The sequence below is a fragment of the Geothrix oryzisoli genome (assembly GCF_022808865.1).
GTDB lineage: Bacteria > Acidobacteriota > Holophagae > Holophagales > Holophagaceae > Geothrix > Geothrix oryzisoli.
In genome coordinates this window covers 579,599-591,052 of record NZ_JAKZLB010000002.1, presented here as the reverse complement: position 1 = coordinate 591,052, position 11,454 = coordinate 579,599, and the positions used below count along the sequence as shown (strand labels likewise).

Here is an 11,454-nt window from a genome sequence, read left to right as displayed (position 1 = left end):
ATTCACATGAGACATGAATATAATTCATGGCTATGGACGCCCTCCTTGACCTCCCTCAGCTGCGGACCTTCTACACCCTCGCCCAGGTGGGCAGCTTCACCGCCTGCGCCCGGCGCCTGGGCCGCACCCAGTCCGCCGTCAGCCACGCCATGGCCAAGCTGGAGGACCTGGCCGGCGTCCTCCTGCTGGATCGCCGGAGCCGGGGGCTGGACCTGACCGAAGAGGGCCGGCGCCTCTATCAGGCCTGCGAGCAGGCCTTCACCACCCTCGACGCCGCCGCCGAGGACCTCAAGCGCCACCAGACCCAGGCCCGGGGCCGCCTCCGGGTGGGGGCCACGGTCGAGTTCGGCAGCAGCATCCTCATGCGCCACATGCAGCCCTTCCTGGCCGCGAACCCCGACTTGGAGATCGACTTCACCCTCAGCCAGGACCTGCTGGCCCCCTTGCTGCGGGACGACCTCGACCTCGTCATCGACTGCGTGGAGCACCCCCTGCCCGTCCTGAAGAAGGCACCCCTCTTCCGCGAGACCTACGTGGTGGCCTGTGCGCCCGCCTTCCGCAAGGCCCACCGACTGCGCGTGCCAGCCGACCTCTCGCGCTGCCCCGTCCTGTCCCTGGACAAGGCGGGTGCCTGGTGGAACCGCTTCCTTGTGGCCGTGCCGGACCGGGACCAGCCCCACCTGGACCGCTTCATCGCCGTGAACCACGTCCGCGCCATGATCCACGCCGCCGCCGAGGGCATGGGCGCCCTGCTGGTGCCCCGCTACAGCGTGCTGGAGGAGCTGGAGCGGGGTGACCTCGTGGCCCTCTTCCCGTCCATCCGCCCCACCGAGGACCGCTTCTCCATCTACCAGAAGAAGGTGAAGGCCGCGCAGGAGAAGCAGAAGCTGCTCACGCGGTACCTGCAGTCGCTCAGCCCGGCGGAGTTCGGCTCCTGATTCACCGCGCCGCGTCCAGCTCGGCCTCCAAGCGGGCGAGGGAGGCCGGGGCCAGCAGCCCGTGATCATCGTCGAGGACATGGAGGATCGCCTCCGGGTTCCGGGCCGCGTAGGCTTCGCTCTCGGCCAGTGGAACGGACTCGTCGGCACGGCCATGGAGGATCACGGTGGGCACGGCCAGGCGCCAGGTGTCGTCCCCCAGCCAGTTCGGCAGGTCCCGGAGCAGGTCCGGCCCCAGCCGCAGCGCCCGCCCCGCGCCATGGTGGAAGACCTCCATCTCCCCGCGCTCGCGGTAGGCAGCCCAGGCCGGATGCGTCATGCGACGCCCCGCGAAGTGGATGGCCGGAGCCAGCAGGAGCATGGCCTTCACCCGGCTCCCCCGGTGGGCCACGGCGGTGGCGATGAACCCGCCGAGGGAACTGCCCACCAGGACCGGCGGCCCGGGCAGGCCGCGCACCAGGGCCTCCACGGCCTCGACCTGGTCCGTGATCGTGAGGCCCTCGAAGGTGGGCAGGTTCAGGTCCGGCGCATGGAAGGCGATCCCGCGCGCCTCCGCCCAGGCACGCGTGAAGCACCCCTTGTTCCCGCCGGGCGCGGAGGAGAAGCCGTGGAGGTAGATCAGGTCCATGACTCGATCATGGGCCAAGGTCGGGATTCTGCGCCAATCCGCGATGCGGTCTGGCGTCAGGCTGCCAGCTTGGCTGGCAGCAGAAGAGGATCTTCCCGAATGAAGAAGGCCGCCTTCCGGCGGCCTTCTTCATCTGTGGCATAACCTCCTCGCCGGGTCCCGACTCCGAACGCGCCACTGGCGCATTCTCCGTCACCCGGCGGTCGGTTACATCTGGTCCTTGAGTCCCTTGGCCGTCCTGGCTCGGGCCTCCGGCCCTCGGGGCTTCGCCCCCGCCATCGGCTGCGCCGATGCGGCCCTATCCTCCCTTCGCTGCCCTTCGGTCGGATGGTGAAGACGCCTTTCCACGGCCGGAAAGTCGTCTCTCCAACACGACGAAGGCCGCCTTTCGGCGGCCTTCTGCACCGTTCTCTTCCGGTGGTTACATCTGGTCCTTGAGTCCCTTGGCCGTCTTGAAGACGACTTTCCGGCCGGCGGGGATCTGGATGCTCTCGCCGGTCTTGGGGTTGCGGCCCATCTTCTCCTTGGTGGCGCGCACTTCGAAGGTGCCGAGACCGAAGAGGTTGACGCGCTGGCCGGAGAGCAGGGTCTCCACGATGTGGTCGCGGACGCCGTCGAGGATGGACTTGGCACGGGCCTTGGACAGGTCCTGGGCCTCCGCCAGGGTGGCTGCGAGCTCGGCGATGCCGAGGGTTTCAGGCTTGGCAGTGGTCTTCGCCATGGATGGACTCCTTGGGATGGGGTGGGCGGGATCCGGCGGCGCGGAATCCCGGCAGGACCAGCGCCTCCGCGAGGAGCCGGCCAGGTGGGGGGATGGATTCGGGCGAGCCTACTCGGCCGCGGTGGCGGTGACTTCGAGGTTGACCTTGGCGTGCACACCGCTGTAGAGGCGCACGTCCACGACGTAGGTGCCGGCATCCTTGATGTGGGGCACGGTGATCTCGCGGCGGTCCAGGGTGAACCCCTTGCCCTTGAAGAGCTCGGCCACGTCGGCGTTGGTGACGGACCCGAAGAGGTGGCCGTTCTCGCCGGCCTTCTTGGCCACGGCGAGACTGATGGCCTCGAGCTTCTCGGCCAGGCTCTTGGCATCGGCCAGTTCCTTGGCGCGGAGCTTCTCGGCGCGGATCTTCTCGAGTTCGATCTGGCGCTTGTTGCCGGCGGTGACGGGCAGGGCCATCTTGCGGGGCAGGAGGAAGTTGCGGGCGTAGCCGTCCTTGACGTTCACGACGTCGCCACGGGCGCCGAGGCTGGGCACGTTCTCGATGAGGAGGATTTCCATGGGAACTCCAGGAGGATGAATGGGTTGAAGGTTCGGCCAGCGCTGTGGAACTCGCGTTGTCTCCGCTTGGGTGAGACGGCGTCCTGCGCCGTCAGGGCCGGATTCCCGGGAACCCGCCCTGTCCCCCGGTGGGTTCAGGCCGATCAGAAAATCCAGTTTATCCACGGTCCGTCCGATACCCAAGCAGGGATTTCCGACCGGAGGCGCTCCAGCCATGAACCACCACGCCAACCCACGGGACACCCGCATCGTCACCGGACCGGAGTTCGCCATCTCCTTCACCCTCCAAGGACACGACTTCCGGGAGGTCCGCATCATGAACCTGAGCGTGGGCGGGTGCTTCGCCCTGGTGGGAGCCCGCACGGCCCGTTTCTTCCTGCCGGGGGTGACCCTGGACGACCTGGTGTTCCTCCATCCGGACCTGCCCAGGGGTTCCATCCGCGCGGCCGTGACCTATGTCCTGGGCTACGCCTTCGGCGGCGAGGCCACGGACCAGGTGGGCATGGGCCTGCAGTTTCTCTCAGTGGACGCCCCCACCCGCCAGGCGCTGGAAGCCTGGGTGGACGCGGCCGCGGCGGCCGGACGGACGGACGCCTGATCGAAGCCGAGGGGGGCTACTGCTTCCCGAAGAAGCCCAGGATCGCCTTGGCCACTTCCTCCAGCATGGCCCCGGTCATTTCAGGGTAGACGGGCAGGCTGAGCACTTCCTTGGCCGCAAGCTCGGACTCGGGGAGCTGGCCGGTCTTGTAGCCCAGGGAGGCGAAGCAGGGCTGCTCGTGGAGGCAGATGGGGTAGTAGATGGCACTGCCGATGCCCCGCTCCTTCAGGTGGGCCTGCAGCGCATCGCGCCTGCCGCCCTTCACGCGGATGGTGAACTGGTTGTAGATGTGGCGGCCGTCGGGCACCACCTCGCGGGGCAGCACGGCCTCCTCGGCGGTCAGGCCCTTCATGCGCTCCAGGTACCAGGCGGCGTGCTTCCGGCGGCCCTCGTGCCAGCCATCCAGCATGGGCAGCTTGGCGCGCAGCACCAGGGCCTGGAACTCGTCCATGCGCCCGTTCATGCCCACCTCGTGGTGCATGTAGACGGGCTCCATGCCATGGACGCGGATGCGGCGCACCCGGGCCGCCAGGGCCGCATCGCCGCGGATGGCGGTCATGCCGGCATCGCCGAAGGCGCCGAGGTTCTTGGTGGGGTAGAAGCTGTAGGCCGTCAGGTCGCCGAACTGGCCGGCGGACTTGCCCCAGCCCTTGGCACCCAGGCTCTGACAGGCGTCCTCCACCACGGGGATGCCGTGCTTCGCCGCCACGGCCATGATGCCGGGCATGTCCGCCAGCTGGCCGAAGAGGTGCACGGGCATGATGGCCTTGGTGCGGGGGGTGATGGCGGCCTCCACCAGGGCCCCGGTGGCGTTGAAGGTGGCCGGGTCGAGGTCGATGAAGACGGGCTTCGCGCCCAGGCGCGAGACCACCCCCGCGGAGGCGAAGAAGGTGAAGCTGGGGACGATCACCTCGTCGCCATGGCCGATGCCCAGGCCCATCAGGGCCGCCAGCAGGGCGTCCGTGCCGCTCGACATGGCGACGGCGTGGGCGGCACCCGCGTAGGCGGAGATCTCGGCCTCCAGACCCTTCACGTTCTCGCCCAGGATGAACGCGGACCGGTCGATGAGGCCCGAGAGCCCCTCCAGCACCTTGGCCTTCACGGCGGCATTCTGCGGGGCGAGCTCAAGCATCGGGACGGCCATGGGAGCCTCCAATCAGGGTTTTCAAGTATGGCAGCGGGGCGTGTGCGTATCCGTCACATCGACTCTTCGGGAGCCTCGCTGGGCTTCGTCGGCCGCATGAGCGGGAACAGGATGACGTCGCGGATGCTGGCGCTGTTGGTCAGCAACATGACCAGGCGGTCGATGCCGATGCCTTCGCCGCCGGTGGGGGGCAGCCCGTGCTCCAGGCTGGTGACGAAGTCCATGTCCAGCAGCATGGCCTCGTCGTTGCCGGCCTCGCGCTCGTCCATCTGGGCCTGGAAGCGGCCCATCTGGTCGATGGGATCGTTCAGCTCCGAGTAGGCGTTGGCCAGCTCCATGCCGCCGATGAACAGTTCGAAACGGTCCACGAAGCGGTCGTCGCCTTCCAGCGTCTTGGTCAGCGGCGACAGCTCGATGGGATAGTCCGTGATGAAGGTGGGCTGGATGAGCTGCTTTTCGGCATGGTGCTCGAAGAGATCGCCCAGGAGGGTCCCCACCGTCTTGGTGTCGGCGTCGTCGATGTGGACGGCCTTGGCCAGGGTGCGCACGCTGTCGCCATCCTCCAGCTGGTGACGATCGATGCCGCCGTACTGGGCGATGGCATCCTTCATGGTGAGGCGGCGGAAGGGCGCGGCGTACGAGATCATCTGCTCGCCCCAGGGCAGCTGCTCGGAGCCCATGACCTCGCGGGCCACCGTGCTGAGGAGGTTCTCCGTGAGGGCCATCATGTCGCGGAGGTCGCTGCCGGCCTCGTACATCTCCATCATGGTGAATTCGGGGTTGTGGCGGACGCTGAGGCCCTCGTTCCGGAAGTTGCGGTTGATCTCGAACACCTTCTCGAAACCGCCCACGATGAGCCGCTTCAGGTACAGCTCCGGCGCGATGCGGAGGTAGAGGGCCATGTCCAGGGCATTGTGGTGCGTGATGAACGGCCGGGCCGTGGCGCCGCCGGGGATGGGCTGCATCATGGGCGTCTCCACCTCCAGATAGCCCTGGCCTTCCATGTAGCGCCGCACCGCGCTCACGATGCGCGAGCGGGTCTGGAAGGTCTTCAGCACGTCGCCGTTGGAGATGAGATCGAGGTACCGCTGGCGGTAGCGCTGCTCCTTGTCCTGGAGGCCGTGCCACTTCTCCGGCAGCGGGAGGATGGCCTTGGAGAGGAACTGCACGTCCTTCACCCGCACGCTCAGCTCGCCGGTCTTGGTGCGCATGAGCGGGCCCGTGATGCTGATGAAATCACCCATGTCCAGGAGCTTGAGCACGTCCCAGCCGGGCTCGGCCACGTCGTTCATGCGGAAGAAGGCCTGGATCCTCTCGCCATTCTCCGTGAGATGGGCGAAGACGCTCTTGCCCATCTCGCGGATGGTGAGCACGCGGCCCATGACCGACACCGTGAGGCCCAGGGCTTCCAGCTTCTCGTTGGGCCAGGCCTCGGCGTCCGCATAGGCCGCCGCCAGCTGGGCGATGCCGTGGGTGCGGAGCGCCTTCCGGGGCCAGACGTCCAGTCCGAGGGCCTTGAGCTTCTCGAGCTTCTCGAGGCGGATGTCGCGGTACTGGTTGGGTTGCATGGGAACTCCGGCACGAACCATCTAGTTTACCGAACGATCAGCGATCTCCGAAGCGGTAGGCGACATAGGCCGTGATATCCGGCGCGGTGAAGGTCCCCGCCTCCTCGCTGACGCCGAACCGCCAGCGGGGCAGCCGCGTGTGGCGCAGGGTCCAGTGCTGCTGCCAGCCCGCCCGGTCCAGGCGCGCGAGGCCCGTGCGGTAGGGGCTGCCGGTGTAGCCCACGCTGATCTCCAGGCCCAGCCCGCCCAGGAGCCCCGGCCCCTGGCCCAACCAGGCCACGGAGCCCCAGGCGCGGTTGAAGGAGGTCCGATCCATGACCTCCCGCAGGGGACTGTTCCGGGGCAGGCCCAGCATCACGCGCTCGGCCTGGCCGAAGACCTTGAAGCGGCCATACCGTTTCCAGCCTGCGGCCCCCACCAGCCCGTCCGTGCCGCCATCGCCGGAGAAGTCGGACTGCCGGCCCGTGGGCAACTGGATCGAGGCCCCGAGGCGACCGCCGGCGTCCGCGGTACCGAACGGCCTCACCCAGGCCACGTCCAGGTCCATGAGCGCCACGCCGGGTCGCGTCAGGTCGCCGATGACATGACCATCCCGCTCCAGGTGGTAGACCAGCCGGTTCTTGGGCGCATCCTCCCGGCCGCCCTGAGGCATGTTGAACAGCTGATGCCAGTTCCAGATGGCCTGATCGGCGATGCCCCCGGACCGGGAGGCGACCCGGGTCCGGAGGTTGAACCGCGAGGAGCCGGCCTTCACGGCCCAGTCCCAGGTCAGCTGCCATTCCTCGCCGTCCAGGCGGGCCCAGGTGCGGCCATCGGCGCTGTGCTCCAGATCGGGGCGCAGCATCTGGCTGGTGGCCTCCAGCGCCAGCTCCGTGACGCCTTCCGGGAGGGGCTCGGGGAAGCCCTCAAACCAGGCAAGACGGTTGGGCCGGGGCGTCTCCTGCGCCACGAGGCCCACGGCCACCATTGCGATCATCAATACCTTCAGATTGACGCAGGTCACGGCAACTCCTATCAGCTCCATCCATACTCTGGATTATGGGTCATGGTCAGATCGATTAATTCCCACGTGGTCATCAAACAGAATGAAAGGCATCGCATCGATAGATGATGCCCGTATGATGATCGGACCCCTGTTCCTTCCTAAGCCACCCCATCCACCCTTCCCCATTTCATGGAGCCAGCCATGACACGCCTCAAAACCCGTCTTCAACAGAAGATTGAGGAACATCGCCCTCGAACCACCCGGCTCCTGAAAGAGTTCGGCAAGGTGGTCATCGACGAGGTGACCATCGACCAGTGCATCGGCGGCGCCCGGGACATCAAGTGTCTCGTCACTGACATCTCCTACCTGGACTCCCAGGAGGGCATCCGGTTCCGCGGCAAGCTCATCCCCGAGACCTTCGCCGCCCTGCCCAAGCTGCCCGGCGCCGAGTACCCCACCGTGGAGTCCTTCTGGTTCTTCATGCTCACCGGCGAGATCCCCACGGCCGAAGAGGCCGACGAGATCCGCCTGGACTTCAAGTCCCGCGCCAAGGTTCCGGGCTATGTCTTCGACGTGCTGAAGACCCTGCCCAAGGACAGCCACCCCATGGTGATGCTCTCCACCGCCGTGCTCGCCATGCAGAAGGAGAGCAAGTTCAACAAGGCCTACCACAGCCTGAAGAAGAACGACTACTGGGACACCACCTACGAGGATGCCTGCGATCTGCTGGCCAAGCTGCCGGAGATCGCCGCCTTCATCTACCGCTACAAGTACAAGAACGGCGACATCATCGCCCCTGACTACAGCCTCGACATGGGAGCCAACTTCGCCCACATGATGGGCATCGCCAAGCCCTATGACGACGTGGCCCGCATGTATTTCATCCTGCACAGCGACCACGAGAGCGGCAACGTCAGCGCCCACACCACCCACCTGGTGGCCTCCGCGCTGTCCGACGCCTACTACGCCTTCAGCGCCGGCCTCAATGGCCTCGCGGGCCCCCTCCACGGTCTGGCCAACCAGGAAGTGCTGCAGTGGATCATGGACTTCCAGAAGAAGCTCAACGGCGCCGAGCCCACCGAGGAGAACGTCAAGGCCGCCCTCTGGGACACGCTGAACAGCGGCCACGTCATCCCCGGCTACGGTCACGCCGTGCTGCGCAAGACCGACCCCCGCTACACCGCGCAGATGGAGTTCTGCCTCAAGCATCTGCCCAACGATCCGCTCTTCAAGCTGGTCAACATGATCTACCACGTGGCCCCGGGCGTGCTCACCGAGCAGGGGAAGACCAAGAACCCCTGGCCCAACGTGGATGCCCAGAGCGGTGTCATCCAGTGGTACTACGGCCTCACCGAGTACGACTTCTACACCGTGCTCTTCGGCGTGGGCCGCGCCATCGGCGTGCTGGCCAACATCACCTGGGACCGCGCCCTGGGTTACGCGCTCGAACGCCCGAAGTCCGTCACCACGGCCATGCTCGAGGATTGGGCCGCCAAGGGCGGAAGCAAGTAGGCCGATCTTTCGTTCACCAGAAAAGGGGCGGGCCAGCTGGCCCGCCCCTTTTCTGCCCAGGAACCATCAAAGGACGAAGGCCAGGTCCCGCTCAGGCGTACGGCAGTCCATGTCCAGGCCGCGGTCCCGGTGGTCGGCGATCTCTGCGCTGACGCCCAGGGTCCGGCCGAAGAGGAAGAGCGTGAAGGCCAGCTCCTGGACCTGACGCAGGGTGATCCGCCCGGCCTGAAGGTCCTTCCACACCAGCTTCAGGGTGATGACCGCGAGCACCGCATCCACGTTCACGCAGAAGACGCTCTTCGTGGCACCCTCGTCGTAGAGTTCGTGGACCAGCAAGTGGTAGAACTCCCAGAAAGCGTTGTAGACGCCCTTCTCCGCCATCACCCCGGCCACGAACTGCTCCCGCGGATCCACGTTGATCTTGTTGCCGCGGAAGATGGGATGGTTGATGCAGGGGATGGGTTTGACATGCCCATCCTCCACTTCCACGGCCTGCTTCTTGTAGGCCCTGTAGGCCTTCGCCGCCCGGTTCGCCATCTGCTTGAGATCCAGGCCGTGGCCGGGATCGCCTGGATCGGGTAGCGCCACATCCTTGAACTGCTCGACGAGGAACTCGATGGCCTCATAGCCGTTCCCGCCGTGGGCGCGCCCCGTGTTGGCCAGGAAGCCCACGAAGGCCATGGAGATGTCGTTCCGGGCGCTGACGCTTTCCTTGGCCCCCTTCGCCGACAGCGTTCCGGGGCCGTTGGTGATGGTGAGCCCCAGCAGCGTCTGGAACTCGACGAGCTCCGATGGATTGGGCACCCGGCTGAACAGGACCTTGAAGGCGTTCTCCGTGAAGCTGTGGTTGAGGTTCGACAGCTTCTGGTCCACCAGCTTCTTCCAGTGCGGGTTGTGCTCCCGGGCCACCACCGAATAGGCCACGATGCGCGACATGAGGTAGAAATAGGTGACCGAGTCCTCGACGAGCTGGCGGGTGATGCGCTTCTCCAGCATCGGGTTCCAGAGCACGCAGACTGCGATGGTGGACAGCAGGAACTCGTAGGCGTCCCGGATCTCCAGTCCCCGCTTTTCCGCCAGGTCGATGATGTGCTGGCAGACCTTCAGGGCCACGCAGGACTTCTTCGAGCGCTTCACCTCCTTGAGGAGGAGCTCCGAGATGTCCGTCTTGCGGGAGGGCTCCGCCCGCAGGAGGTGCGTTTCGACGAAGGCGTCCAGTTCGGGCGGAAAGGCCTTCGTGTGCTCATCCAGGCCGAACTCCCGGATGAGGTCGATGATGAATCGCGCATGCTCCCGCGATTTCGCCAGCAGATCCTTGTCTCCCACCAATGCGATCTGGGAGGCCAGGTAGGCGTTGGGCGTGCAGCCGTTCGCCCGGCCCACGTCGATGAGCTCCATGCGCCGCTCATCGATCTTCATGAACAGGTTCAGGATCAGGTTCAGCGTGGGGATGTCCGCCTTCTCCGGCATCACCTTGGCCAGCGCGAAGTACAGGTTCTCCTCGAGGGTGCGCCGGGACAGCTCCAGCACGGTCATCCCGTGCAGCTCGGCCACCTGGGTCTCGGGACTCATCCTGGACGCCCCTGACTTGCAGGCCATGTTCTGCCGGAGGTAGTGGGCCCCCACCTGCTTGTTCACCTCCACGATCTGCTGGTCGTAGGGTGCGGGCGCCTGGACGATGGGCAGCTCGAGGAAGGGCGGCAGCTTCACCATTGTGTCGCCCAGCCAGAGCTTGAGCGACAGGTCCCCCGTCGACGGGAAATCCGGCTTCTCGTCGATCTTCTCGAAGACCGCCTTCACCGCGTCCGGGATGTACTGGATGCTGGAGACGCGCACCCCCCGCTTGCTGACCTTGCAGGTGCTCGGATCGAAGACCTCGACCCCGAAGTACTCGTCGAACCAGCGCTCCTTGCTTTCGGCGTCGTCCCCGCTGCCCGACAGCGCTCCGGCGTGGCCGCAGGCCCTGGTGATGTTCTTCTTCCAGCGGCCGGTGACGCAGGCGATGATCGGCTTGGTGAAGCCGAAGGCGCGGTCGCGGATCCAGTCCAGGGCCATCTTCTCGTAGTAGCCGCCGGGTTCCACATAGACGACCACGGCCTTGGTGCGCGGGTCGTTCTGGGCGGCATACAGGAACTCGGGCAGGGCGAAGTGGATGTAGACGTCCTTGCCGCTGGAGACCGCCGTGCTGATGCCGAAGCCCGCCGTGCGCAGATACTCCGCCATGGTGGTGGTGAAGTTGCCGGAATTGGAGTGGATGGCGATGGAACCCTTCACCAGCGTCTCCTCAGGGTGGTCTCCCCCCAGGCTCCCGCCGATGCGCACCTGGTCCCAGGCGTTGGCCATGCCGAGGCAGTTGGCGCCGATGACATCCACGCCCGCCTCCTGGCAGAGGGCCCGGATGTTCCGCGAGTCGCGCGCCGGCACCTTCTCCGTGACGATGACGATGCGCTTGAGGGCCTCGTTGTGGGTCACCAGCTCCGAGACGGCCTTGCACACGCCGAGCGGCGGAATGTAGACCACGCCCATGTCGAAGGTGATCCCCTTCTCCATGACCTCGCGGATGCTGCGGTAGACGGGGATGGCGCCGAGCTTCGTCTCGAGGCTGCCGCGGCGCCCGTACTGCACGCCGGCCACCACGTTGCCGCCGCTGTACTCGTGGGAGACCGGCGTGACCTTGCGGCTCTCGCTGCCCAGGATGTTCATCACGCAGACCCGGTGCTCCCGGGTCACGAGCTCTTCGAGGGAATGAAGGCCCACGTAGTAGGGGAAAGGCTTCGTCTTCAACCGTCGCATGGCACCCTC

Annotated in this window: 10 protein-coding genes; 3 read left to right on the top strand and 7 right to left on the bottom strand. The window is 66.4% G+C overall.

Annotated features, from left to right (window positions below):
* Positions 1–26: 26 nt before the first annotated feature.
* A complete protein-coding gene (locus MLE43_RS07405) occupies positions 27–938 on the top strand; it encodes a LysR family transcriptional regulator (protein WP_243302931.1) in 912 nt (303 codons plus the stop codon).
* Between the two features lies 1 nt (position 939).
* Here MLE43_RS07405 and MLE43_RS07400 read toward each other — a convergent pair whose 3' ends face one another.
* From MLE43_RS07400 to rplI, 3 genes are all read right to left on the bottom strand, one after another.
* Positions 940–1,566: a YqiA/YcfP family alpha/beta fold hydrolase gene (locus MLE43_RS07400; protein ID WP_243302930.1), complete on the bottom strand. Its 627-nt coding sequence runs from the start codon at positions 1,564–1,566 to the stop codon at positions 940–942.
* 421 nt (positions 1,567–1,987) lie between these two features.
* Positions 1,988–2,287, bottom strand: coding sequence for an HU family DNA-binding protein (locus MLE43_RS07395; RefSeq protein ID WP_243302928.1), 300 nt, complete (start codon positions 2,285–2,287; stop codon positions 1,988–1,990).
* Between the two features lie 108 nt (positions 2,288–2,395).
* Positions 2,396–2,845, bottom strand: a complete 450-nt coding sequence (gene rplI, locus MLE43_RS07390) for a 50S ribosomal protein L9 (protein WP_243302925.1) — start codon at positions 2,843–2,845, stop codon at positions 2,396–2,398.
* Between the two features lie 214 nt (positions 2,846–3,059).
* Between rplI and MLE43_RS07385 the strand changes: the two genes are divergently transcribed.
* Positions 3,060–3,443 (top strand): PilZ domain-containing protein, encoded by a 384-nt coding sequence (locus MLE43_RS07385; RefSeq protein WP_243302923.1) that lies wholly within the window; start codon positions 3,060–3,062, stop codon positions 3,441–3,443.
* Positions 3,444–3,459: 16 nt separating this feature from the next.
* On the opposite strand, the gene MLE43_RS07380 is transcribed toward MLE43_RS07385, so the two are convergent.
* From MLE43_RS07380 to MLE43_RS07370, 3 genes are read right to left on the bottom strand one after another with little or no spacing between them, the layout of a single operon-like run.
* The gene (locus tag MLE43_RS07380) at positions 3,460–4,587 is read right to left on the bottom strand and encodes a DegT/DnrJ/EryC1/StrS family aminotransferase (protein WP_243302922.1); all 1,128 of its coding nucleotides are present in this window, start codon (positions 4,585–4,587) and stop codon (positions 3,460–3,462) included.
* A 53-nt stretch (positions 4,588–4,640) separates the two neighbouring features.
* Positions 4,641–6,155, bottom strand: coding sequence for a lysine--tRNA ligase (gene lysS, locus MLE43_RS07375; protein WP_243302920.1), 1,515 nt, complete (start codon positions 6,153–6,155; stop codon positions 4,641–4,643).
* 37 nt (positions 6,156–6,192) lie between these two features.
* Positions 6,193–7,131 carry a DUF3187 family protein gene (locus MLE43_RS07370; RefSeq protein WP_243302919.1) on the bottom strand — a complete coding sequence of 313 codons (939 nt, stop codon included), beginning with the start codon at positions 7,129–7,131 and terminating at the stop codon, positions 6,193–6,195.
* Positions 7,132–7,341: 210 nt separating this feature from the next.
* Here MLE43_RS07370 and MLE43_RS07365 point away from each other — a divergent pair, with 210 nt between their 5' ends.
* Positions 7,342–8,652 carry a citrate (Si)-synthase gene (locus tag MLE43_RS07365; protein ID WP_243302917.1) on the top strand — a complete coding sequence of 437 codons (1,311 nt, stop codon included), beginning with the start codon at positions 7,342–7,344 and terminating at the stop codon, positions 8,650–8,652.
* A gap of 66 nt (positions 8,653–8,718) precedes the next feature.
* Here the strand turns inward: MLE43_RS07365 and MLE43_RS07360 are convergent, their stop codons facing one another.
* On the bottom strand, positions 8,719–11,445 hold the full coding sequence (locus MLE43_RS07360; RefSeq protein WP_243302915.1) for a citrate/2-methylcitrate synthase: 2,727 nt from the start codon (positions 11,443–11,445) through the stop codon (positions 8,719–8,721).
* Positions 11,446–11,454: the final 9 nt, after the last annotated feature.